The following is a 23,050-nucleotide window of genomic DNA, read 5'->3' as shown; positions in this document are numbered from 1 at the left end:
TTTCGGACAGGTTTCCGTTTCCTTCCCCTCCCAGGCTCCGCGGTGATCTACATGTTCGCTTCCCGCAACATCAAGTGCGGCCCGGCGAAACCTCCCTCGGGAATGCTTAAGGCATCAACCACCAGGGACGAGGGGACGATACGCCTTGAGCGCACAGCTAGAGCAGGAACAACATCGCACCGGAACGCCGACCACGCAGGTCCGTCTCGACATGGGGCCGGGACGCTGGGTACACAACTGGGACGCCGAAAACCCTGCATTCTGGGAAGGCATCGGCAAGAAAACCGCCCGCACCAACCTTTACTGGTCGATCTTCGCCGAATTCCTGGGCTTCGTGGTGTGGCAACTGTTTGCCGTCGTCGCCGTCTACCTGCCGGCCGCCGGATTCGACCTGGACAACGGCCAGCTCTTCTGGCTGATCTCGATGCCCAGCCTGGTCGGAGCCACGCTGCGGATCCCCTACACCTTCATGGTCGCCCGCTTCGGCGGACGCAACTGGACCATCGTCTCGGCGCTGCTGCTCTTGATTCCCGCCGGCGGCCTGGCCGTGGCCGTCTCCAACCCCGCAACGCCCTTCTGGATGCTGCTGACGCTGGCCGGGCTCGCCGGGTTCGGCGGCGGCAACTTCGCCTCCTCGATGGCCAACATCACCTACTTCTTCCCCGCATCGCAAAAGGGCTGGGCGCTGGGCCTGAACGCCGCCGGCGGGAACCTGGGCGCCGCGGTGGCCCAGCTGCTGGTGCCCATCGCCGTCACCGTCTTCGCCGCAGGCTCCCTGCAGCTGCCGCTGGCCGGACTGATCTGGATCCCGCTGATCCTGCTGGCCGCCTGGGGCGCCAAGCGCCACATGCACAACCTGTCCAACGCCCGCTCCGATGTTCGCGGCGCCCTGGCCTGCCTGAGGGAACCACACCTGTGGATCATTGCCGCCCTGTACATCGGAACCTTCGGATCCTTCATCGGGTTCTCCGCGGTCTTCCCCAAGCTGATCCGCGACACCTTCCCCGACTATTCCTCCTTCACCCTGGGAACCGCGGCGCTCTCGCTGGCCTTCCTCGGCCCGCTGGTCGGATCCCTCGCCCGGCCCGCCGGCGGCAGGCTCGCCGACAGGCACGGCGGCGCGCGCATCACCCTGGGCGCACTGGGCGTCATGGGCCTGGTGACCATGGCCGTGGTCCTCATCCTTCCCGCCGCGAACTTCTGGGTCTTCCTGGCCCTGTTCCTCATCCTCTTTGCCGCCAGCGGCATCGGCAACGGCTCGACCTACCGGATGATCCCCGTCGTCTTCGCGCTGCGCGCAGCGAACGGCACCGGCAACGTCTCGGCTGCCCGCAAGGGAGCCGCGGCCCTCGGGCTGATCTCGGCCATCGGTGCCTACGGCGGATTCCTGATCCCGCAGGCCCTTGGGCTCTCGCTGTCCAAGAGCGGCTCCTACAGCGCTGCCTTCGTCCTCTTCGTGGCGTTCTATGCGGCCCTGATGTTCCTGGTCTGGTTCTGCTACATCCGCCGCGGCACGGCCTTGGCCGGGCGGAGCATCTAAATGACAGCCACCGCCGTTGACCCCAAGACCACGCCCACGCACTGCCCCTATTGCGCCCTGCAATGCGGCATCAGCCTGGACCCGAGCCCGGGCGCCGAGGCGCGCGATCCGGTGCTGCTGGCCGGACGCGACTTCGAGACCAACGGCGGCGCCTTGTGCCGCAAGGGATACAGCGCGGGAAACCTGCTCAACCATCCCGAACGCCTGCGCACCCCGCTGCGCCGCCGGGAGGACGGCGGCTTCGAGCCGGTGGGCTGGGACGAGGCGCTGGACGAGCTGGCGCGGCGCGCTGCATCGATCCGCAAGGAGCACGGGGCCGATGCGGTGGCAGTCTTCGGCGCCGGCGGGCTGACCAATGAGAAGGCCTACCAGCTAGGCAAGTTCGCCAGGCTGGCCCTGGGCACCTCGCGCATCGACTACAACGGGCGCTTCTGCATGTCATCGGCCGCAGCCGCCGGCAACCGGGCCTTCGGCCTGGACCGGGGACTGCCCTTCCCGCTGGTGGACCTTGATGCCGCCTCGATGATCCTGATGCTGGGATCCAACGTGGCGGAAACCATGCCGCCGTTTGTGCGGCACCTGGAAAACGCCCGCACCTGCGGCGGGCTGATCGTGGTGGACCCCCGGCGCTCCCCCACGGCCGGGTTGTGCAGCGATGGCTCCGGCTGGCACCTGCAGCCCACCCCCGGCACGGACCTGGAGTTGCTACTGGGCCTGGCGCACGTGCTGCTGGCCGAGAACCTGGCAGACGACGACTACGTCGCGAAGCGCACCAACGGGCTGGCCGGGCTGCGCGCCTCGCTCGGCGCCTGGTGGCCCGAGCGCGTTGCCTCAACCACCGGCGTCCCGGCCGCCGAGATCCGGCGCACCGCCCGGGCCCTGGCCGCCGCAGCAGCAGCCGCCAGGGCCGGCGGCGGGGGCGTGTTTATCCTGACCGGGCGCGGGGTCGAACAGCACGCCAACGGCACCGACACCACCACCGCCGCCATCAACCTCGCCCTGCTGCTCGGGCTGCCCGGCACCACCGGCGGCGGTTTCGGCACCATCACCGGGCAGGGCAACGGCCAGGGCGGGCGCGAGCACGGGCAGAAGTCCGACCAGCTGCCCGGCTACCGCAAGATCACCGATCCCGCCCACCGGGCGCACGTAGCCAAGGTGTGGGGCGTGGACCCCGGAATGATTCCCGGCCCCGGCATCCCCGCCACCGAGCTTTTGCACACCCTGGGCACCGAATCCGGGTCCCGCATGCTGATGGTCCACGGGTCCAACCCCGTCATCTCCTCCCCGGATGCCTCCAAGGTCCTGGCCGGGCTGCGCCGCCTGGACTTCCTGGTGGTCTGCGACTTCTTTCTCTCCGAGACCGCCGCCGAGGCGGACCTGGTGCTTCCGGTCTTGCAGTGGGCCGAGGAGGAAGGCACCATGACCAATCTGGAGGGCAGGGTGCTGCGCCGGCGCAAGGCCCTGGAGGCACCGGAGGGGGCACGCGGCGAATTGTGGATCATGGCCGAACTCGCCAAGCGGCTGGACTCCCCCGGAACGTTCTCGGCCGACGCCCGCGAGGTGTTCGAGGAGCTGCGCCTGGCCTCGGCCGGCGGGCTGGCCGACTACTCGGGCATCGACTGGGAGGACCTTGACGCCGGGGCGGCCGTGTACTGGCCCTGCTCCACCGAACACCCGGTGTCGCGGGTGCCGGGGCGGCGCTCGGGCACGCCCCGGCTCTTCCTGGACGGCTTCGCGCACCCCGATGCGCGGGCGCGGCTCATCCCGGTGTACCCGGATGCCGGCGGCGAGGCACTGCACGGCGAGGGGCAGCTGGCGCTTCTCACCGGGCGCCTGCTGGAGCACTACCAATCCGGGACGCAAACCCGCCGGGTCCCCGAGCTGGCCGGCGCCGCCCCCGAGGCACGCCTGGAAATCCACCCCGGAACGGCGCTTGCCCACGGCATCGCGGAGGGCCAACGCGTCGCGGTGCGCAACGGGCGCGGCGAAGTCGTGGCCCGAGCCAGTCTCACCACCGCGGTGCGCCTTGACGCAGTGTTCCTGCCCTTCCACTTTGCCGGGACCCAGAACGCCAACCTGCTCACCGGATCCCGGGTGGACCCGGTCAGCTCCATGCCCGAATTCAAGAACGCACCGGTGTCCCTGCACCCCTTGGGAGATGAATCATGAGTGAGACGATCCGCGAACGCATCCTCGTCATCGGCTTCGGCCCGGTCGCCGCCTCGCTGCTGGAGGGCCTGCTTCCGGGCCTCGCCGCGGGGCTGTTCACCCTCGATGTCGTTTCCGCCGAGGAACACGCAGCCTACAACCGCGTGTTGCTGGCCGAGGTGGCCAGCGGCGCGACCTCCCCGGAGCATCTGGCCATGATCGATCCGCATCGCCTGGTGGCGGCGGGCGTCGGGCTGCACCTGGGGGAAACCGTGACGCGGGTGGACCGCTCGCGGCGCCAGGTGCGCCTGGGGTCGGGCCGCGTGCTGGGCTATGACAGGTTGGTGTTCGCCACCGGCGCCCGCCCGGTGGTCCCGACGCTGAACGGGCTGGACTTCGCCCCGCATGCGGAGGCAAACCTGCCTGCCGGAGTCATGGCGCTGCGCACCCTCGAGGATGCGGCGGCGCTGAACCGGGTACTGGAATCCGGCGGTCGGGTGCTGGTGCTCGGCGGCGGCATCCTGGGCATCGAGGCTGCGCTGGCCATGGCCGAGGCCGGGCACCGACCCGTGCTGGTGCACCACGGTCCCGCCCCGCTGGGTCGTTCCGTGGACGCAGATGGCGGAATGCTGCTGGCACGGTCCCTGCGCGCCGCGGGCGTCGAGGTCGTTTCCGGGGTCAGGGCCACCGCCGTGCGGCGGGACGCCCACGGGTTCACCGCGCTGGCGACCGAAGACCACGGGGAGATCACCGGGGATGCCCTGTTGCTCTCCTGCGGGGTCCGGGCACGCACCGAACTGGCCGCAGGGTGCGGGTTGAAAGTGGGCAAGGGCATCCAAACCAATGAATACCTGGTGGCCGACACCGAGAACCGGGTCTTCGCGCTGGGAGATTGCGCCGAGGTGGCAGGGACGGCGCCGGCCGGGCTCTTGGCCCCGGGCTGGGCGCAGGCCGCATGGCTGGCCGACTTCCTGCTCACGCACCGGGCCCCGGCCCCGGACACGGCGAGCGGGCCGCTGGATGCCCCGACCGCCGCCCCGCGCCACGAGACCTCCAACGTGTTGATGCTCAAGGGCCAGGGGCTGGAGCTGGTCGTTGCCGGAAACGTGACGGCAGGCCCGTGGGACGAGGGCAGGGCGCGGGTGAGCGTGTTTGCCGATCCGACGGCGGGCCAGTACCTGAAGCTTGTCACCGAGCGGGAGGTGCTGACCGGCTTCCTGGCGATCGGGTTGCCGCGCACCGGCGCCGAGTTGGTGCTGGCCTTTGAGCGGGGCAGCACGCTGCCCCGGGACCGTTCCACGCTGCTGCGGCTCGATGACCCGGGCCTGCCCGAGTCGCTCGTCGCGGCAGGCGCCGATGACCAGTTGTGCCGCTGCACCGGAGCCACCCATGGCCAGGTGGCAGAAGCCGTTCAGGAAGGTTGCACCACCGTGGCCGAGATCGGTGCCGCCTGCCGGGCCGGCACCGGCTGCGGCGGGTGCCGCGCGACGATCGAGGCCATGCTTCGGGTTTCGGTCCCGGCCTAGGCGTGGATGCCGGTGTCGACCTGCTTCCGGTCTCCGCCGGGTGGCGGCATGCAACCCGACCGCCGTGGAGAACCCACGGCGGACATTGGCGCCGGCACCTCGCACCCCCAGCGACAAGGCGCCGGCGTCAATGTTTCCCCCTAGTCGCCGGAAACCCGGATGTCCGGTTCCGGCACTCTCAGCCCTGCGCGATTTCCTGGGTGATCCAGAACTCCGCGCCGGTGGGATCCTTCAACGCGGCATTGCGCCCAAAGGGCGTGTCCTCCGCGGGCTGGACGACAGCGCCGCCCAGTGCCAGCGTCTTTTCGATGACCGCGTCGGCGTCCTCGACCGAGAAGTAGACGTGCCAGCTGGCCGGTGCGCCCTCCGGCAGGAACGAACTGGCGTCCATGATCCCGGCCTTGGAGTCGTCCCCGGCCCCCAGCGTGGTGTAGCGGAACTCGTCGGTGTCCCCGACCACGGCGGTCTCCCAGCCGAAGACGTCCTCGTAAAACTTCACTGTCGGGGCGAAGTCCCGGGTAAAGAGTTCGTGCCAGGCCGGTGCGCCGTTTTCGGCCGCCACCTCGTATCCGGTGTGACCGCCAAACTCCCAGATTCCCACGGCAGCTCCACCGGCGTCACCGAACATCGCCATCTTGCCCTGCTCCGGTACCTCCATCGGCGGCATGTACACCTGGCCTCCGTGCTCGGTCGCGGACTTGGCCGCCGCGTCAATGTCATCCACGCGAAGGTACGTGGTCCACACGTCCGGGGAACCGGAGGTGCCGTCGTTGTGCATGATCCCGGCAACCATCTTCCCGTCCTTCGACGCGGTGATATAGCCGCCGTATTTCTCCTGGTCCCCTGCCTCGTAGGTCCAGCCAAAGAGCGTGTTGTAGAAATCCTGTGATTTCTGGGGATCCGAGGTCAGCAGGTCGATCCAGCAGGGCGATCCAACGGTCAGGTCTGGCTTGGGCATGGCGTCTCCAACTATCGAACGTATTGTGTGAAGGTGGGTTCAGGCGCGAGTCTATGCCCGTGGACGCGGCACATCAATGGCCCGGGGCCCGATACCCGGCAGTAGCCCGTGCTTTGCCCGCACCCTGCTGCCCGCCGGCCCACACCCGCCGCCGCCATCGCGTGCCGGACAGCCAGATCCACCAAAGTTACGCCAAGGCGTACATTGATCTACGTCATGCCGTACTATGAATTACGCGCTTCTTTCACCGCTCGACACACCGCACCGCATAGGACCTCAATGACGAATCCTTCCCGCGCCCGCGCCTCCTCCTGGCGCCGCCGCCTCTCGGCCACCCTGGCCTGCATCGCGCTGGCCGCCACGCTTGCCGGGTGCGATTCCCCCGGGGCCGTCTCCGGCCAGGGTCCCACCGACCGCCCGGTCGTGCTGACCACCTTCACCGTGCTGGCCGACATTGCCCAAAACGTTGCGGGCGACAAGATCGCCGTCGAATCCATCACCAAGGCCGGTGCCGAGATCCACGGCTACGAGCCCACGCCCCAGGACATCGCCAAGGCCTCGCGCGCGCAGCTCATCCTCGACAACGGGCTGAACCTCGAGGCCTGGTTCGAGCAGTTCATCACCGAGCTCGACGTGCCGCACGTGGTGGTCAGCGAGGGCATCGAGGTCATCGACATCTCCGAGGACGCCTACACCGGGCTGCCGAACCCGCACGCCTGGATGAGCCCGGTCAACGTGCAGCGCTACGTGGCCAACATCCGCGACGCCTTGATCGAGCTCGATCCGGAAAACGGCGCGTACTACACCGAGAACGCCCGCGCCTACACCGCCGAGCTGGAAACGCTGGAGAAGAACCTCATCGACGGGCTCTCCGGGCTCAAGGAGAACGAGCGGGCGCTGGTGACCTGCGAGGGGGCCTTCTCCTACCTGGCCCGCGACGCCGGCCTGACCGAAAAGTACATCTGGGCAGTGAACGCCGAGCAGCAGGCCACCCCGCGGCAGATCGCCTCGGCCATCGAATTCGTCAAGGAGAACGAGGTGCCGGCGGTGTTCTGCGAATCCACCGTCTCCGACGCCCCGATGCAGCAGGTCGTGCAGGGCTCCGGCACCAGCTACGGAGGCACCCTGTTCGTCGACTCCCTCTCCGAGGCCGACGGCCCGGTCCCCACCTACCTGGACCTCATCCGGCACGACACCGACGTGATCCTCGAGGCACTGACCGGGGAGAAGCCGTGAGCACCCCTGCGGTCACCGTCACCGACCTCACCGTTAGCTACGGGGATGTCCTGGCCCTGAAATCGGCCTCCCTCCAGTTGAACAACTCGCGCATCTGCGGCCTGGTGGGCATGAACGGGTCGGGGAAATCGACGCTCTTCAAGGCCATCATGGGCCTGGTCAAGCCCGATTCCGGAACCGTGCGCATCAACGGCGGCACCCCTGCCCAGGCCCGCAAGTCGGCGGCCATCGGCTATGTGCCGCAGAGCGAGGACGTCGACTGGGCGTTCCCGGTCTCGGTGCACGACGTGGTCATGATGGGCCGCTACGGCCACATGGGATTCACCCGCCGCCCCTCCAAGGCCGACAAGCTGGCGGTGGACGAGGCGCTGGAACGCGTGGAACTCACCGACTACGCACGCCGGCAGATCGGGCAGCTCTCCGGGGGCCAGAAGAAGCGGGCCTTCGTGGCCCGCGGCATCGCCCAGGACGCCACGATCCTGCTGCTCGACGAGCCGTTCGCGGGCGTCGACAAGAGATCCGAGGCCACCATCACCCGGTTGCTGCGCGAGCAGGCCGCCGCCGGGGCCGCGATCCTGGTCTCGACCCACGACCTGCACGCCCTGCCGAACCTGGCCGACGAGGCGGTGCTGCTGATGCAGAAGGTGCTCATGCACGGGGACCCGGAGACGGTGCTGCGCCCCGAGAACCTGGCCCTGGCCTTCGGCCTGGACGTCCTGGGCCGGGGGGATGCGGCATGAACCCCATCGACCTGCTCCTCGAGCCGCTGGGATATGGATTCATGATCAACGCGCTGGCCACCGCGGTGACCGCGGCCGCCGTCTGCGCGGTGCTCTCCTGCTGGCTGGTGCTCATCGGCTGGTCGCTGATGGGGGACGCGGTCTCCCACGCGGTGCTCCCGGGAGTCGTGCTGGCCTACGTGTTCTCGGTGCCCTTTGCGATCGGCGCGCTGCTCTTCGGCTTCCTGGCCGTGGCGCTGATCGGGGCGGTGCGCGACACCAGCCGCATCAAGGAGGACGCGGCCATCGGCATCGTCTTCTCCACGCTCTTTGCCCTGGGCCTGGTGCTGATCTCGGTCACCCCGTCGCAGACCGACCTGGGCCACATCATCTTCGGGAACCTCTTGGGGGTCTCCAAGCCCGAGCTCATCCAGATCGTCATCCTGGGCGTGCTGGCCCTGGGCGCCCTGCTGCTCAAGCGCAAGGACTTCACACTCTTTGCCTTCGACTCCACCCACGCGCACGCCATCGGGCTGAACCCGCGGCTGCTCGGGGCGGCGCTGCTGGGCCTGCTGGCGCTGACTTCCGTGGTGGCGCTGCAGGCGGTGGGCGTGATCCTGGTGGTGGCGATGCTGATCATCCCCGGCGCCACCGCGCACCTGCTCACCGACAGGTTCGGGCGGATGCTGGTCATCGCCCCGGCGATCTCGGTGGCCTGCGCGGTCATCGGGCTGTACGTCAGCTACTACCTGGACACCGCCTCGGGCGGGATGGTCGTGCTGACGCAGGGGGCGGTGTTCGCCCTGGTCTACCTCTTCAGCCCCGGCCAGGGGCTGCTGGGTCGCCGCCTCGCTGCCTCGGTGCGCCGGGCGCGTGCCGGTCGCGGAGCCCCCGTGCTCCGGCGGGCCGGCGGGGAGCGCTAGGAAGCATCCCCGCCCCGGTCCCGGATACGCCTGATGCCGATGTTTCGCTTCGAAACATCGGCATCAGGCGTTGGTGCTGCGGGGTGTTCCCTACTCCGCCAGGGCGTGCGGTTCGGCCTTGCCGCCGGCCGCGGTCTCGACCGTCTCGTCGGCAGGATCCTGTGCCTGCGCGCCGAGGTGGCCGCGGGTGAGCTTGTTCATGATCAGCGCGATGGCGCCGTCGCCGGTCACGTTGGTGGCCGTGCCGAAGCTGTCAAGGGCGATGTAGGCGGCGAACATGAGGCCCACCTCGACCTCGCCGAAGCCGAGCATCTGCGCCAGCAGGCCGGCCGCGGCGGCGATCGCGCCGCCCGGTACGCCGGGGGCCGCGATCATCATGACGCCGAGCATCAGGATGAACGGGAAGTACGCCCCGAACGATACATCGCCGCCGGAGAGCAGCAGAACCGCAATGGAGAAGCAGGTGATCTTGACCATGGAGCCAGAGAGATGGATCGTCGCGCACAGCGGCACCACGAAGCCCGCAACCGAGTCGGAGACGCCGTTCTTCTTGGTCGAGGCGAGCGTGACGGGAATCGTCGCGGCGGAGGACGAGGTGCCCAGCGCGGTGAAGTAGGCATCGCGCATCCGCCACAATGCCTTGAGCGGATTTTGCCCGGTCATCGAGCCGGCCACCGAGTACTGCACCAACAGCACGACGAGCGTCAGGGCGAAGGACACCAGGGCCACGAGCAGGAACTTGGTCACGACCGTGACGGCCGCGCCACTCGCGGCGAGGTCCATGAAGATGCCGAAGATGAACAGCGGCAGCGCCGGCACGATGATGCGCCGGATCACGGATTCGATGATCGTGCGGAACTCGACGGCCCCGCGGAAGATCACTCTGGAGTGGAAGGCAGTGAGGCCTACCCCGATCACGAAGGCGAGCACGAGGGCGCTCATGACGCCGATCACCGGCTCCAGCACGATCTCGGTTGCCGAGTCGCCTGCGCTTCCCACCACGGTCAGGTACGGGGTGAAGCCCGAGCCGCCTTCCTCGCCGAGCTCCTCAAGCCCTCCTCCTGAAAGCGTCGGGGTGAACAGCCACCGGCTCACGAAGTAGGCGAGCAGTCCCGCCAGGATCGTGGAGCCGTACGCGATCAGGGCAGTGATCCCGAGCCATTTTCCGGCACCCTTGCCGAGCTCGGCGATGGCGGGCATGACGAGGCCCAGGATGATCAGCGGCACGATGAAGCCAAGGAACCCCGAGAAGATCGAGTTGTAGGTCAGGAACGCCCCGCCGAGCCACGCGGGCATCACCGGGCCGGTCAGGATGCCCAGGACGATGGCCAGGAGAATCCAGCCAAGCAGGGGTATCGATTTCAGCAGCTTCATGGGGGTCCTCAGGTCGACGGGATCGGTGCGATCGGGCACGGGCACGCTGGTTGTGGCGCAGCCCACGCCTCAGCCATAGTAGACGGTGCGCGCCGTTCTCCGAAATCAGGGCAAGCGCCAGCCACGGCCCCCCGCATTGGGCGCGCGGACCGGTGGCCGGCGGCCTCCGGCCGGTGACTTGGCCCGACCCGTTTCGGCGCTAGCCGAGGGAGACGTGCAGGGCCGCCGTGGCCTGCCGGCCCAGGCTGATGGTGCCGGGGACCCCGGTGACGGACAGCAGCACCGCGTCGGAGAACGGGGCCGCCTCGGTGATGACCAGGCCCGCACCCGGCACGACGCCCTGCGCACTGAGGTACTGCAGCAGTGCCGGGTCCTCGTCGTTGATCCGCTCCACGGTCACCGGCACCCCGGGTTCCACGGTGCTCAGCAGCACCGCGTCGGGCAGCGTCAGCACGCCCTCGGCGCTCGGGATCGGGTCCCCGTGCGGGTCCCGGTCGGGGTGTCCCAGGAAGGCGTCGAGGCGCTCGACCATGAAGTCGCTCATCGCGTGCTCGAGGTTTTCGGCCTCGTCGTGGACCTGGTCCCAGTCATAGGACAGGGTCTGGACCAGGAAGGTTTCCAGCAGCCGGTGCCGGCGCACCATGTCCAGGGCATACTTGCGGCCCAGCGCTGTCAGCTCGACGGCGCCGTAGCGCGCGTGGCTGACCAGCCCCTGCGCGGTCAGCTTGCGCACCGCGTCGGAGACCGAGGAAACCCTGAGCCCGGATTTCTGGGCAATGTCCGTTGCGGTGACGGGGTCGTCCGACCATTCGGACAGACCCCAGATGACCTTCAGATAGTTTTGCGTGCTGATGGAAAGTTCCGAAACCGACATGTCTACGAGTCTACAGAGGACGCCCGCACGGGGGTTTCCCCCGCGGGTGTGACATCGGCTAGATCCAGCCCTGTTCGCTGGCCAGGTGCGCGGCCTCGATGCGGTTGGCGGCCCCGGTCTTGCCGATGGCGCTGGAGAGGTGGTTGCGCACGGTGCCGGCACCCAGGTGAAGCGCCGCGGCGATCTGCGCCACCGGCGTTCCGGACCGGGCCAGGGCCAGGACCTCGCGCTCGCGCTCGGTCAGCGGGTTGGCCCCGTGCAGCAGCGACCGGGCCGCCAGCGACGGGTCAACCACCCGGTGACCGGAATGCACGCGGCGCACCGCCGCGGCGAGCTCGGCCGACGGGGTGTCCTTGACCAGGAAGCCGCTGGCACCGGCCTCGAGGGCGGCACGCAGGTATCCGGGACGGTCGAAGGTCGTCACCATCAGCACCTTGCACCGCGGCAGCCGCGCCCGCAGCAGGCCGGCGGCCACGAGCCCGTCCACCACGGGCATCTGGATATCCAGCAGGGCAACGTCCACCCGATGTTCCTCGGCGAGCGCCACCACTTGCGCGCCGTCCCCGGCCTGGGCCACGACCTCGATGTCGGGTTCGAGGTTGAGCAGGGCGGCAAGCGCCCCGCGCACCAGTGCCTGGTCATCCGCCAGCAACACCCGGATGGGGGCGGCTCCGGCCGGTTCCGGAGCGCTCATGCCCAGCTCACCGCGACCCTGGTTCCCCCGTGTGCCGATGCCCCGATCTCGCAGTGCGCCCCGGCCAGCCGCGCCCGCTCCCGCATCCCGCGGATGCCGTGTCCCTCGGCGCTTCCCGCCAGTGAATCCCCGTCGTCCTCGATGCCCAGCACCCCCGGGGCGATGTGGATCCAGCAGGTGGTGGCGTGCGCGTGGCGCAGCACGTTGGTGGCTGCCTCGCGCAGGATCCAGGACAGGGCGGTGGAACGAACCGGGTCGATCTCCTGCGCGTTGCCGGTCAGCACCGCCCTGATCCGCGCGTCGTCGAGGGCTGCACGAACGGAGGCGAGTTCCTGTGCCAGGCTGGTGCGGCGCAGACCGCCGACAGTGGCGCGGATGGACTCCAGCGCCTCGGTGTTCAGCGCGCGGATCTGCCGCAGCTCGGCGCGGGCCGCCTCCATGTCGGAATCCAGCAGCCGCTCGGCGAGCTCGGCCTTCAGCCCGATCGCGGTGAGCGAGTGGCCCAGCACGTCGTGCACGTCCCGGGCCATCCGCTCCTGTTCGGCCAACAGGGCGTAGTCAAGGCGCAAGTCGTCGTCCGCGATGCTGCGCCGGATCAGCGTGGTGTTGACCGCGTTGACGACGATGAGCACCACCAGCAGACCGAGCAGGAAGACGTAGTCGCCCAGCCCGGCGGGAATGGCGACCGAGAGGGCGGCGGCAAGCACCGCGGCGTTGACGATCCACATGCTGCGCACAGAGAGCAGGTAGGCGGCGAAGCTGATCAGGAACGGGCCGAAGCTGATGGCATCGGCCCCGAGGAGCGGAAGGGTGGCAGCGGTGATCGCCAACAGGGCACCGAAGGGGATCCAGGCGCGGGCGTGGCCGCTGACGCTGACCCCGAGCTCCGAGCTGTAGGTGAAAAAGCCCCACAGGTAAACGGCGGCGAAGGCCGCCACCAACCCGTAGCCAACCACGCGCGCCGGCAGCGGGAGCGTGGACTCGGCGATGGAAAGGACCGGGAAGATGAGGAAGACGACCCAGACCGCTGCCAGCAGCCAGCCGAAGCGGGACCAGAAGGCGTCCGGCTCCCCGGGATCCGCGCTCACCGCCGCGCCCGGGACCGGCGAACCGCCCAGAGGGCGAACAGCGCGAAGAGAAGGGTCCATGCCACTAGGTTAGCGACAAGCAGGCCCGGCGAATCCGTGCCAGCCCCCTCGCCGGCGCCGAATCCCTCGGTCAACGGGTAGCGCACCAGCCCCGCGTAGCCGTACATGGGGGTGAAGCGGGCGATCTCCAGCATGGTCCCGCTCAGCGGCATGAAGACGTTGCCGAAGAAGGCGAAGAACACCATGCCGCCGCTTGCCACCCCCAGCGCAGTCTCCGACTTGAAGGCCATGCCGATGCCCATCCCGTAGAGGGCGAAGATCCCGCATCCGAGCACGGTTAGCAGGAAGCTGGCGGTCCAGACCCAGGGTGCATCGGCCCGCGCACCGGTGCCCGCCCCGACGGCGAAGACCAACCCGGCACAGCCGGTGGCAACGATCATGGCCACGGCGAGCTTGGAGGCGACGAAACCCGAGGGTTTGATGCGTGTCAGGGCGATCTGTCGCCCCCATCCCAGCATTGCCTCGGTGGAGGCCGTCCCGGCAATCGAGGTGGTGGCAAGCGCCGCGCCGTAGGCCGCCATCGAGGACATGACGTAGAACTTCACGTTCCCGTTGCCGGCGGGTTCCCCGCCGCCGCCGAACATGTTCCCGAAGAGCAGGTACATGACCACGGGCATCAGCACCGTGAACATCAGGTTCCCGACGTCCCGGGATTGGCGGAAAAGTTCGATGCGTACATAGGTCGGGTTCATGAGTCTTCTCCGGTCAGTGCCATGAAGGCCGCCTCGAGGGTCGGGGAGGTGATTTCCAGGTCGGTGGCGCCCAGCTCGTTCAGCAGCATCCGCGCCGCCGCGTCGGAATCGGGGCCGGTCACCGTGACCCGGTTCCCGTTCAGCTGCACCGCGGCGACACGCTCGAGGGCCTGCAGGGCAGCCACCGCGGGTTCCGTGGGACGACCTCTCGGCAGCGTTGCGCCGACCACGCGTCCCCCGGTCATCTCGCGCAGCTGCGCGGTGGGACCGTCGGCCAGCACCCGCCCGGCCCCGATGAGCACGGTGCGTTCGGCGAAGTCCTGGGCCTCTTCCAGGTAGTGGGTGGCGAACAGGACGGTGCGCCCGGCCAGTGCGTCCTGGCGCATGGTGTCCCAGAAGGAGCGGCGCGCCGAGACATCCATCCCCGCGGTGGGCTCGTCGAGGATCAGCAGGCGCGGATCCGGCAGCAGGGCCAGGGCGAACTTGAGCCGCTGCTGCTCGCCGCCCGAGCACTTGGAGACCTTGCGCTTGGCCAGGGAGAGGATGTCGGTGCGCTCCATGACGGTGTCGATGCGGTCCCTTGCCCCGTGCAGCGCGGCGATCGCGGTGACGGTCTCGCGCACCGTGAGGTCGCGCAGCAGCCCGCCGGTCTGCAGGACCGCCGAGATCTCTCCCGCCTCGATGGCCTCGCGCGGGGCCTTGCCGAACACGGAGATGGTGCCCGAGGTGGGCGCGGTCAGTCCGAGCATCATGTCGATGGTGGTGGTCTTGCCTGCGCCGTTCGGGCCCAGGAACGCCACGATCTCACCGGTGCCCACGCGCAGGTCGATTCCCGCGACGGCCTCGAACCTGCCCTCGTGGGTGTGGAAGGACTTGCGCACGCCCTGCAGTTCCAGGGCCGTGGCGTGGGGCTGCGCCGCCCCTGACGATGCCGATTGCCGTGCGGTCGTGGTTTTCATGTTCCAAGTCTGCTCGGCGCGCGCCGGGGGCAGAAGTGCAAAATGTCATGCCTTGGAATGACGGTTGCCCTGGCCCGGACGGCTTGCGCCGCATGGCGCGCGAAAGGCCCGGTCGCTGACCGGGCCTTTCACATTCCCTGATGGTGGGTCGTGCCGCCGCGAGCGGCGGGGATTACGCCTTGGCGGCGGTCCCTGCCGTGTCCTCGACGTAGCGTCCGGTGCGGGCCATCATCATTCCTCCCAGGGCCATCGGGATGAACGTTGCCACGTACACCCACAGCGGGACGGTCCAGCCGCCGGTGGTGGAGAACAGCCAGCCGCCCAGCAACGGGCCGAGGGTGCCGAAGAGGTAGCCGACGCCCATGGCGAAGCCCGCCATGGCCGCGGACCCCGCCGTGGTGCGGCTGCGCAGGTTGAACATCGCGATGGCCAGCGGGAAGGCGCCTCCCGCCAGGCCTGCCACCAGTGCGGCGAGCCAGAGCGGGCCGATGCCCAGGACCATGAGCAGGTAGCCCAGCGGGCCGGCCGCGGCCAGGACGACCGCGAGGATCGCGGGGTTGCGCATCTTGTTGGCGATCAGCGGGGTGATCACGGCCATCGGCAGGGTCATGAACGTGTAGATGGAGAACGCGGTCGCTGCCGCTCCCTTGTCCAGCCCGAAGCCCTGCTGCATGATCGTGGGCAGCCAGGCCAGCATGGCGTAGATGTTCAGCGACGCCATCGCGTAGAACAGCGCGGTGCCGACCGCGACGGGGCTGGCGACCAGCCGGCCCAGTGAAAGGTTCGATCCGGCCGCGGCGCCTGCCGTGGCGGCCTGGGCGGCGGGAGCACCGCTGCGGCGCTCCTTGAGCAGCACCAGCGTCCAGGGCAGGACGGCCACCAGTGAGAGCACGCCCCAGGAGGCGAGCGAGAGCTGCCAGCCGCCGGCATTGGCCAGCGGCAGCGCCGTCATGGCAGGCAGCGTCGCCCCGGCCTGCATGAGCAGGGCAAACACGGTGACCATGGAGGCCTGGCGGTCGGGGAAGTGCTTCTTGACCAACGGGGCACCCGCCACGTTGCCGAAGCCCATGCCCAGCAGGGCAACGAACGTCAGCGCCATGAACATCGCGGGGCTGTCGCTGAAGGGACGCACCAGCGTTCCGGCGGCGGCCAGGATCACGGCAACCAGGGCGGTTGCCTCGAGCCCGATCCTGCGCACGATGACCGGGGCCAGGAAGCCGCCGATGCCGAAGCTCAGCGTGGGAAGCATGCCGATGAAGGTGGCGCCGGCGGTGCCGATGCCCAGTTCGCCGGTGACGGTGGTCAGCAGCGGCGAGAGCCCGGTGACCGCGTAGCGCAGGCCGATGCCCAAGAGGAGCAGGCCAACGATGATAGGGATGCGGCCCCTCCAGAGGCCGACGCGGGGGTTGCCCGCGTCGGCCTGTGTCAGGTTTCCGCCGGAAGTGTAACTCGTGGTGGACATGTCCGGTCTTCGATTCAGCTAGGGGTTTCGCTTTTTAGGTGTGCTTCGAGTCGCCGTCGATCGGGAACATCTGTCCCGAGATGGTGCGGGCGTGTGGGCCGGCCAGGAAAAGGGCCAGTTGGGCGATGTCGTTGGGGTCGATGAACTTGCGGATCGACTGGTTGTCCAGCGCCTTGTTGGTTTCTTCCTCGATGGTGGTGCCGTTGACCTCGGCGCGACCGGCCAGCACGCTGCCCATGCGCGGGCCGTCGACGGCACCGGGGTGGATGGTGTTGGCGGTGATGCCGTCTTCACCCAGTTCCAGGGCGAGCGTCTTGGTGAAGCCGACGAGTCCCCACTTGGTGGTGGAATAGGCGATGCGGTTCGGGTAGCCGAAGCGGCCAGCGAGCGAGGACATCACGAGGATGGATCCCGCGTCCGATTCCTTCAGCAGCGGGATGGCGCGCTGGGTGACCATGAGGGTGCCGGTGAGGTTGATGTTCACGACCGCGGCCCAGGTGTCGACGGGGTAGTCGGAGGCGGGTGCGGTGGCACCGGCGATGCCGGCGTTGTTGATCAGCACGTCCAGTCCGCCGAGCTGTTCCTCAACGTCCTTGAAGAGCACATCAAGATCCTCGGACTTGCTGATGTCGCCCACCGATCCGGTGATGTTTTCGTTTTCCGCGACGATGGCCGCGACGGCCTCGGCGTTGACGTCGGCGATGTGGACGCGGGCACCGTTGGCAACGAATGCCTTGGCGATGGCCAGTCCGATTCCGCCGGCTCCGGCGGTGATGAGTACACGCTGTGACATGATTTCGACTCCTTCTACACGACGCCGTGGTTCCCACGGCTTCGGTTCGCATTCCTATGTACGGTGAGGGCCGGGACTCTCGGGCCAGGTGGTCCGGCGGGTGACGGTCCGTGCTTGTTTGCTTCTCACGGTGCGGAAAGGAATTCCGCTTCCGGTGTTGATGCATTTCATACAGTAGGCTCGCCCGAACCGAGCGTCAACGGCGCTGATCACACCGATATTACGGTTTTCCCACTGCCGGAATGTCGAGTTCTCACCCTCGTAGAAATTATATGCAAATACATGCAATCAGGGATTCTGGTCGGGAATTCTCGTCAACTTTTCCGTCCAGAGGAAAGCCGAACACAACATTCCCTTGGTCACACGGATCGCGGATCGATGCCCTGCCAGGGACGCTCCGGCCTCAGAGCGCGCGCGTCAGATCCGCGATGCGACGACCGGTCTCTTCCGCCGCCTGGACGAGGGCATCGACGTAGCCCTTGAGCTCGTCCCGATGGAAGCGGGCAGTGGGCAGAACAGTCGTAAAGGCCCCGAGTGGCTGTCCTGTCGTGGGGATCGCAACACCCACTCCGCAGATGCCCGGCGACGTTTCCTCCAGATTCACCCCGTAGCCGTTGCGGCGAACCACGGCCAGATGCCGCTTCAACGTTGCGAGCGATCCGCCTTCCGCCCCGGCCCGCTCATCCAGCGGCACCGGAGCCCCCGAAGCGGATGCAACGGCGGCCAGGTCGTCATTTCGCAGTTGCGCCAGCATGGCCTTGCCCCCGGCCGATTCAAATGCCGGCAGCTTGTCGCCGATGCGAATCACCACCCGCAGGTTTTGCTCCATTTCATCTATGCCGTCCAGGAAACGAACTGAACCCATTTCCAGCACCATGAAGCCCACACTTTCATGGAGCCGGACATGGAGCCGCTCAAGCGCAGGGCGAGCCAGGTCGCGCAGTGAACTTCGGGCTATGGCCCCGACCGCCTGGGCGGCAAGAACAGGTCCCGCAACATAGCGCCGCTCCCGGTCCTGACTCGCAAACCCCCGATAGGAAAGGGCCGCCAGCAGGCGGTGTGCCGTGGAGACCGCCACCCCGAGTCGCGCAGCGGCCTCGGTGACCGTCAGGGCACCGCCGAAGCGGAGCATGAGCGCCAGCTGCAGCGCGCGGTCAACGGACTCGATGGGCGGGTGGGCCACGCCATCGGTCCAGGACTCGACGTCGCCCGCGGCCGCATCGGGCGTGGAGTTGGTCATGGCTCAAGCATCCCACGACACCGGCCGGCACGCCTGCATCGGAAGTGGCCGAGGCGCAACCCTCGCCACTCCCCGGCGCAAGCCCGCCCGCCCCTCATCCTCGGTCAAGAATTCCTTCATACGGAACGACTCGTCAACTACTTTCCGCTCGAACAAATGCCCAAATCCACCTGAAAAGCCTAAAATTACGGCAATTTGGCGATTCCTGTTAGAACCGCGATTCCGCAATAAGGAATCTGCGTTCAAAATGTGGATGAGCTTCGATTTCATGACTAAGCTCACACTGTCGGGCGGCGTTCCCCCCGATTCCCTCTCACCCAACCAGGAAGCCCCCATGGAAACTCTCGCGGAAATACGCAGTTCGGCCATGAGCCGGTTCCAGGTGATGGCCGTCGTCATCGCCTTGACCTTGATTCTCATCGATGGGTTCGACGTGGCCGCCATGGCCTACGCCGCGCCGGTACTTTCCCGCGAGTGGGGCATCGCACCGGCCGCCCTCGGATTCCTGCTGAGCGCAAGCCTGTTCGGCATGGCTGCCGGTTCCATCTTCCTGACTCCGCTCGCCGACAAGATTGGTCGCCGCCGCCTCACGTTGATCTCGCTGGTGGTCATCAGCATCGGCATGGTTGCCTCGGTCTTCGCCACCGATGCCACCCAGCTCCTGGTCTTCCGGATCGTCACCGGCCTGGGTGTCGGCGGCATGATGGCCAACCTCAACGTCCTGGTCTCCGAATACTCTTCGGACAAGCGCCGCGGCTCGATCATGGGAATCTACACCGCCGGCTACCCGATCGGCGCCACCATCGGCGGCATCGTGGCCGGACCGTTGATCCCCAGCCTCGGCTGGCAGTCCCTTTTCGCCGTGGGCGCGGTCCTGACCATCATCATGCTCGTCGTTTCCTGGGTCTGGCTGCCTGAATCCCTCGACTACCTGTTCACCCGCCGCCCGGCAGGCGCACTCGGTCGCGTGAACAACATCCTTGCCAAGATCGGGCGCCCCGCGCTCGACACCCTGCCTGCCTCCACGGCCACCGGCAAGGAACAGTCGGCGATCCGTGAGATCCTCACCGGCCCGATCCGCTTCCGCACCTTCATGCTCTGGGCCGGCTACGGCTGCCTTGTGGCCGCCTACTACTTCGCCAACACCTGGACCCCTAAGATCATTGCCGGCGTCACCGGCGACAACTCGGCAGGCGTCACCACCGGAACCATCGCCAACGCCGGCGGCATCCTGGGCTGCTTCGTCTTCAGCGCCCTGGCCGTCCGCTACCGCGCACGCCCGCTGCTGGTCATCGCGCTTCTCGGATCGGCCGCCGCCTACATCGTCTTCTCCATGCTCTTCAGCCAGATCACCTTGGCCATGGTGCTCGCCCTCTTCCTGGGAATGCTCACCACCGCGGGCATCGCCGGCTTCTACACGGTCTCCCCCGAGATCTACAGCGCCCGTGCCCGGGCAACCGGTGTCGGCTGGATGATTGGCCTGGGCCGCTTGGTTTCCATCGTTGCCCCGATCCTGGTCGGCTACCTGCTGTCCGGAGGCTGGAAGCCGGAGAACATCTTCGTGCTCTTCGCCGCCCCGCTGGCCGCATCCGCCCTGTGCATCCTGGCCCTGGGGCACTCGCTCAAGCGCCAGGCCCGCACGGCGCAACCCGTTGCCGCCACCGTCTCCTGATTCGACCCACTCCTCCACCACAGCCCCGCCAACGGTGGCGGACCCGTCCGCCACCGGCAAGGAAAAGACTCCACCCATGAGCAAGATCAACGTCGCGGACCTCGTCGCCATCGACATGCACGTCCACATTGAATCCGATGACCACGGCCACACCGACATGCCCGACGATTTCCGCGAGGCGGCCCAGGCGCATTTCGGCGCTGCCCACGACCCCCTGGGGATCGAGGCCGTCGCGGCGCACTACCGCGAACGCAACATGGCGGCAGTCGTCTTCACCGTGGACCACGAGGCCACCACAGGCCACCCGCCGATCTCCAACCGCTACATCGCCGAGGAGGCCGCCAAGCACGCAGACGTGCTGATCCCCTTCGCCAGCATCGATCCCGCCCGCGGGAAGGCGGCCATCAACGAGGCCCGCATCCTGGTCCAGGACTACGGGATCAAGGGATTCAAGTTCCACCCGAACCTGCAGTCCTTCTTCCCCAACGACCACGCCGTCTACCCGCTGTACGAGGAAATCCAGTCCCTGGGCGTTCCCGCCCTCTTCCACACCGGCCAGAGCGGCATCGGAGCCGGCATGCCCGGCTCCGGCGGGATCCGGTTGAAATACTCCAACCCGCTGGCCCTGGACGACGTGGCGGTGGACTTCCCCGAACTCCGCATCATCATGGCCCACCCGTCCTTCCCCTGGCAGGACGAGGCCCTGGCCGTGGCGGTCCGCCACAACCACGTGTATATCGACCTCTCCGGCTGGTCCCCCAAGTACTTCCCGGCCAATTTGGTGCAGTATGCCAACACCATGCTCCAGGACAAGGTCCTCTTCGGGTCCGACTACCCGCTGTTGCCGCCTGACCGCTGGATGGCCGACTTCGCCAAGCTGGAGCTGCGCGACGGACCGCGGCAAAAGATCACCAAGGACAACGCCGTGAAGTTGCTCGGACTCGATTCCGGCACCATCGCCTCCTAACGCACCGCAGTCCCGTCGTCGGGCACCCCGGATATACGAACACCATTAAAGGAAAGAACCATGAAGAACACCGAACCCGGCACCCTGCTGCGGCCCGCACCTGCCCGCGCAGACTGGTCAAACAGCCAAATGGGCCGCTTCCTGGAAAAGATCGAGGCCAAGACCGGCAGGCACTTCGCCGACTACGAGGACGCCTGGGCCTGGTCGGTTCAGAACCTCGAGGACTTCTGGGGCGAGGTCTGGGACCACTTCGAGATCATCAGCCACGCCCCGCACACCTCGGTGCTCACCGAACGAACCATGCCCGGGGCGCAATGGTTCACCGGGGCCAGGATCAACTTCACCGAGCACATCCTGCGCTCCCTCGCACGGCGCCCGGAGGACACCATGGTCAAGTCCCGCAGCCAGACCAACGGCAGCGTCGACTGGACCGGCGCCCGGCTCACCGAGGAAATCGAACGCATCCAGCAGGGCCTGATCCGCCAGGGGATCAAGCCCGGGGACCGGGTCGCCGGATACCTGCCCAACATCCCGCAAACCCTCGCCGCCTACTTCGCCGTCATCGGCCTGGGCGCCATCTGGTGCTGCGTCCCGCCGGAAATGGGTGTCAAGGGCGTCCTGGGCCGCATCGGCCAACTCGAGCCAAGCCTGCTGATCTCCATCGACGGCTACCGCTGGGGCGAGAGGCCGATCTCCAAGCTCAACGACCTGGCAGCCGTCCGCGCCGAGCTGCCGGGCATCCCCACCGTGCTGCTGCCCTACCTCGACGAAGACCTGGACACCGAAACCGCGGCACCCGGTGCCCTGTCCTGGGCCGACTTCACCGCCGAACGCGCCACGGCCGTCATTGAGCCGGTGCCCTTCAACCACCCCATGACGGTGCTCTTTTCCTCCGGCACCACCGGCACCCCCAAGGCCATCGTGCACTCCCACGGCGGCCTGCTGCTGGAGCACTACAAGGCCATGGGCCTGCACTTCGACATCTCCGAGGCCGACACCGCCTACTGGTTCTCCACCACCGGGTGGATGGTCTGGAACATGGGCGCCTCCTCGCTGCTGGTGGGCGCCACCGTGGTCCTGCAGGACGGGGACCCCAACTGGCCGACCCTTGACGGCGAATGGTCGCAGTGGGCGGTCATGGCCGAAACCGAATCGACCTACATGGGCACCGGATCGGCCTACCTGGCCGCCTGCGCCCACGCGGGTGTGGAACCGGGAAAGAAGTGGGACCTGGGCCGGCTGCGCGAGATCCAGTGCTCCGGTTCCCCGTTGGCCGCAGACGTTGCAGGCTGGGCGTATGACTCGATCAATCCCGATCTGGTAATGGCGCCGACCTCCGGCGGCACCGACATCTGCGCCGCCTTCCTGGGCGCCAGCCCGCTGTCCGCCGTCCATGCCGGGGAAATGGCCTGCCGCCCACTGGGCGTTGCCGTGGATTCCTGGGACCATGACCGCAATTCGTTGCACGGGGAACCCGGCGAGCTGGTCGCCACGCTGCCCATGCCCTCGATGCCGGTGTTCTTCTGGAACGATCCGGACAATGAGCGCTACAACGCCAGCTACTTCGATGTCTTTGAGGGCGTCTGGCGCCACGGCGACTGGCTGGTGCGCACCGAACGCGACACCTGGGTCATCACCGGCCGCTCGGACGCCACGCTGAACCGCGGCGGCGTGCGCCTGGGCACCGCCGAGTTCTATGCACTGCTCGATGGCCACCCCGGCGTCAACGACGCCATGGTGATGCACTTTGAGCAGGGTGGCGCGATGGGCCAGCTGGTCCTGCTGGTGGAGGCCGAGGAGGACGCCGACACCGTGGCACTGGAGCGCTCGATCCGCACCGCGCTGCGCACCCAGCTCTCCCCGCGCCACGTCCCGGACCACGTGTTGTTCGTGCGCAGCATCCCGCGCACGCGCACCGGCAAGCGCATGGAAATCCCGCTCAAGCGCCTGGTGCAGGGCGGATCCGGCGGCGTGCTGGACACCGGCGTGCTGGTCAATCCGCAGGACCTGGACGAGACGGTGCAGTCCGTCTCCCGCATCCTGGCCGCCGCCTAATCGACAGGTGCCGCCGGCGTCTCCCCGCGGGGAGGCGCCGGCGGCACCGAGTGTCCAGCCCCGTTCGACG

General features: G+C 68.1%; 19 protein-coding genes. 9 read left to right on the top strand and 10 right to left on the bottom strand.

Features of this window, described 5'->3' with window-relative positions; genetic code table 11:
* Positions 1 to 145 precede the first annotated feature (145 nt).
* From KRR55_RS02065 to KRR55_RS02055, 3 genes are read left to right on the top strand one after another with little or no spacing between them, the layout of a single operon-like run.
* The gene (locus tag KRR55_RS02065; protein WP_254455743.1) at positions 146 to 1,540 is read left to right on the top strand and encodes an MFS transporter; all 1,395 of its coding nucleotides are present in this window, start codon (positions 146 to 148) and stop codon (positions 1,538 to 1,540) included.
* On the top strand, positions 1,541 to 3,709 hold the full coding sequence (locus KRR55_RS02060) for a molybdopterin oxidoreductase family protein (protein ID WP_217387369.1): 2,169 nt from the start codon (positions 1,541 to 1,543) through the stop codon (positions 3,707 to 3,709).
* On the top strand, positions 3,706 to 5,214 hold the full coding sequence (locus KRR55_RS02055; protein WP_254455742.1) for an FAD-dependent oxidoreductase: 1,509 nt from the start codon (positions 3,706 to 3,708) through the stop codon (positions 5,212 to 5,214). Before KRR55_RS02060 ends, KRR55_RS02055 begins: the two co-directional genes overlap by 4 nt.
* Positions 5,215 to 5,392: 178 nt before the next feature.
* Here the strand turns inward: KRR55_RS02055 and KRR55_RS02050 are convergent, their stop codons facing one another.
* Complete coding sequence (locus KRR55_RS02050) at positions 5,393 to 6,172, bottom strand: VOC family protein (protein WP_217387368.1); 780 nt, start codon at positions 6,170 to 6,172, stop codon at positions 5,393 to 5,395.
* A 279-nt stretch (positions 6,173 to 6,451) separates the two neighbouring features.
* Between KRR55_RS02050 and KRR55_RS02045 the strand changes: the two genes are divergently transcribed.
* Genes KRR55_RS02045 through KRR55_RS02035 form a run of 3 tightly spaced genes read left to right on the top strand, consistent with a single transcriptional unit; the run spans position 6,452 to position 9,050 of the window.
* Positions 6,452 to 7,408, top strand: a complete 957-nt coding sequence (locus KRR55_RS02045) for a metal ABC transporter substrate-binding protein (RefSeq protein ID WP_217387367.1) — start codon at positions 6,452 to 6,454, stop codon at positions 7,406 to 7,408.
* Positions 7,405 to 8,148: a metal ABC transporter ATP-binding protein gene (locus KRR55_RS02040; protein WP_217387366.1), complete on the top strand. Its 744-nt coding sequence runs from the start codon at positions 7,405 to 7,407 to the stop codon at positions 8,146 to 8,148. Before KRR55_RS02045 ends, KRR55_RS02040 begins: the two co-directional genes overlap by 4 nt.
* On the top strand, positions 8,145 to 9,050 hold the full coding sequence (locus tag KRR55_RS02035; protein WP_217387365.1) for a metal ABC transporter permease: 906 nt from the start codon (positions 8,145 to 8,147) through the stop codon (positions 9,048 to 9,050). The genes KRR55_RS02040 and KRR55_RS02035 overlap by 4 nt, the downstream gene beginning before the upstream one ends.
* Positions 9,051 to 9,140: 90 nt before the next feature.
* Here the strand turns inward: KRR55_RS02035 and KRR55_RS02030 are convergent, their stop codons facing one another.
* From KRR55_RS02030 to KRR55_RS01990, 9 genes are all read right to left on the bottom strand, one after another.
* On the bottom strand, positions 9,141 to 10,424 hold the full coding sequence (locus KRR55_RS02030) for a dicarboxylate/amino acid:cation symporter (RefSeq protein ID WP_217387364.1): 1,284 nt from the start codon (positions 10,422 to 10,424) through the stop codon (positions 9,141 to 9,143).
* A gap of 199 nt (positions 10,425 to 10,623) precedes the next feature.
* Complete coding sequence (locus KRR55_RS02025; protein ID WP_217387363.1) at positions 10,624 to 11,298, bottom strand: metal-dependent transcriptional regulator; 675 nt, start codon at positions 11,296 to 11,298, stop codon at positions 10,624 to 10,626.
* A gap of 58 nt (positions 11,299 to 11,356) precedes the next feature.
* Entirely contained in the window at positions 11,357 to 11,992 is a 636-nt protein-coding gene (locus KRR55_RS02020) for a response regulator transcription factor (protein ID WP_217387362.1), read from the bottom strand.
* Entirely contained in the window at positions 11,989 to 13,140 is a 1,152-nt protein-coding gene (locus KRR55_RS02015) for a sensor histidine kinase (RefSeq protein WP_217387361.1), read from the bottom strand. Before KRR55_RS02015 ends, KRR55_RS02020 begins: the two co-directional genes overlap by 4 nt.
* A complete protein-coding gene (locus KRR55_RS02010) occupies positions 13,077 to 13,832 on the bottom strand; it encodes an ABC transporter permease (protein WP_217387360.1) in 756 nt (251 codons plus the stop codon). Before KRR55_RS02010 ends, KRR55_RS02015 begins: the two co-directional genes overlap by 64 nt.
* Positions 13,829 to 14,791 (bottom strand): ABC transporter ATP-binding protein, encoded by a 963-nt coding sequence (locus KRR55_RS02005; protein WP_217387359.1) that lies wholly within the window; start codon positions 14,789 to 14,791, stop codon positions 13,829 to 13,831. The genes KRR55_RS02010 and KRR55_RS02005 overlap by 4 nt, the downstream gene beginning before the upstream one ends.
* 172 nt (positions 14,792 to 14,963) lie before the next feature.
* Positions 14,964 to 16,253: an MFS transporter gene (locus KRR55_RS02000; RefSeq protein WP_217387358.1), complete on the bottom strand. Its 1,290-nt coding sequence runs from the start codon at positions 16,251 to 16,253 to the stop codon at positions 14,964 to 14,966.
* A gap of 34 nt (positions 16,254 to 16,287) precedes the next feature.
* Complete coding sequence (locus tag KRR55_RS01995) at positions 16,288 to 17,046, bottom strand: SDR family oxidoreductase (protein WP_217387357.1); 759 nt, start codon at positions 17,044 to 17,046, stop codon at positions 16,288 to 16,290.
* Between the two features lie 403 nt (positions 17,047 to 17,449).
* Positions 17,450 to 18,286 carry an IclR family transcriptional regulator gene (locus tag KRR55_RS01990; RefSeq protein WP_217387356.1) on the bottom strand — a complete coding sequence of 279 codons (837 nt, stop codon included), beginning with the start codon at positions 18,284 to 18,286 and terminating at the stop codon, positions 17,450 to 17,452.
* A gap of 268 nt (positions 18,287 to 18,554) precedes the next feature.
* Between KRR55_RS01990 and KRR55_RS01985 the strand changes: the two genes are divergently transcribed.
* The 3 genes from KRR55_RS01985 (at position 18,555) to KRR55_RS01975 (ending at position 22,980) form a co-directional block, all read left to right on the top strand.
* Complete coding sequence (locus KRR55_RS01985; protein WP_254455741.1) at positions 18,555 to 19,958, top strand: MFS transporter; 1,404 nt, start codon at positions 18,555 to 18,557, stop codon at positions 19,956 to 19,958.
* A gap of 76 nt (positions 19,959 to 20,034) precedes the next feature.
* Entirely contained in the window at positions 20,035 to 20,925 is an 891-nt protein-coding gene (locus KRR55_RS01980; protein WP_217387355.1) for an amidohydrolase family protein, read from the top strand.
* A 60-nt stretch (positions 20,926 to 20,985) separates the two neighbouring features.
* The gene (locus KRR55_RS01975; protein ID WP_217387354.1) at positions 20,986 to 22,980 is read left to right on the top strand and encodes an acetoacetate--CoA ligase; all 1,995 of its coding nucleotides are present in this window, start codon (positions 20,986 to 20,988) and stop codon (positions 22,978 to 22,980) included.
* The last annotated feature ends 70 nt before the right edge of the window (positions 22,981 to 23,050 follow it).

It is taken from the genome of Paeniglutamicibacter quisquiliarum (genome assembly GCF_019084045.1).
Classification (GTDB): Bacteria; Actinomycetota; Actinomycetes; order Actinomycetales; family Micrococcaceae; genus Paeniglutamicibacter; species Paeniglutamicibacter quisquiliarum.
This window is presented reverse-complemented; position numbering and strand designations above follow the sequence as displayed.

What these genes read in the sequence shown, in the direction of transcription:
- KRR55_RS02060 (WP_217387369.1), top strand. Translation starts at nt 1,541, where the DNA reads ATGACAGCCACCGCCGTTGACCCCAAGACCACGCCCACGCACTGCCCC.
- KRR55_RS02055 (WP_254455742.1), top strand. Translation starts at nt 3,706, where the DNA reads ATGAGTGAGACGATCCGCGAACGCATCCTCGTCATCGGCTTCGGCCCG.
- KRR55_RS02050 (WP_217387368.1), bottom strand. Translation starts at nt 6,172, where the DNA reads ATGCCCAAGCCAGACCTGACCGTTGGATCGCCCTGCTGGATCGACCTG.
- KRR55_RS02045 (WP_217387367.1), top strand. Translation starts at nt 6,452, where the DNA reads ATGACGAATCCTTCCCGCGCCCGCGCCTCCTCCTGGCGCCGCCGCCTC.
- KRR55_RS02035 (WP_217387365.1), top strand. Translation starts at nt 8,145, where the DNA reads ATGAACCCCATCGACCTGCTCCTCGAGCCGCTGGGATATGGATTCATG.
- KRR55_RS02030 (WP_217387364.1), bottom strand. Translation starts at nt 10,424, where the DNA reads ATGAAGCTGCTGAAATCGATACCCCTGCTTGGCTGGATTCTCCTGGCC.
- KRR55_RS02025 (WP_217387363.1), bottom strand. Translation starts at nt 11,298, where the DNA reads ATGTCGGTTTCGGAACTTTCCATCAGCACGCAAAACTATCTGAAGGTC.
- KRR55_RS02020 (WP_217387362.1), bottom strand. Translation starts at nt 11,992, where the DNA reads ATGAGCGCTCCGGAACCGGCCGGAGCCGCCCCCATCCGGGTGTTGCTG.
- KRR55_RS02015 (WP_217387361.1), bottom strand. Translation starts at nt 13,140, where the DNA reads ATGGACCCTTCTCTTCGCGCTGTTCGCCCTCTGGGCGGTTCGCCGGTC.
- KRR55_RS02010 (WP_217387360.1), bottom strand. Translation starts at nt 13,832, where the DNA reads ATGAACCCGACCTATGTACGCATCGAACTTTTCCGCCAATCCCGGGAC.
- KRR55_RS02005 (WP_217387359.1), bottom strand. Translation starts at nt 14,791, where the DNA reads ATGAAAACCACGACCGCACGGCAATCGGCATCGTCAGGGGCGGCGCAG.
- KRR55_RS02000 (WP_217387358.1), bottom strand. Translation starts at nt 16,253, where the DNA reads ATGTCCACCACGAGTTACACTTCCGGCGGAAACCTGACACAGGCCGAC.
- KRR55_RS01995 (WP_217387357.1), bottom strand. Translation starts at nt 17,046, where the DNA reads ATGTCACAGCGTGTACTCATCACCGCCGGAGCCGGCGGAATCGGACTG.
- KRR55_RS01990 (WP_217387356.1), bottom strand. Translation starts at nt 18,286, where the DNA reads ATGACCAACTCCACGCCCGATGCGGCCGCGGGCGACGTCGAGTCCTGG.
- KRR55_RS01985 (WP_254455741.1), top strand. Translation starts at nt 18,555, where the DNA reads ATGACTAAGCTCACACTGTCGGGCGGCGTTCCCCCCGATTCCCTCTCA.
- KRR55_RS01980 (WP_217387355.1), top strand. Translation starts at nt 20,035, where the DNA reads ATGAGCAAGATCAACGTCGCGGACCTCGTCGCCATCGACATGCACGTC.
- KRR55_RS01975 (WP_217387354.1), top strand. Translation starts at nt 20,986, where the DNA reads ATGAAGAACACCGAACCCGGCACCCTGCTGCGGCCCGCACCTGCCCGC.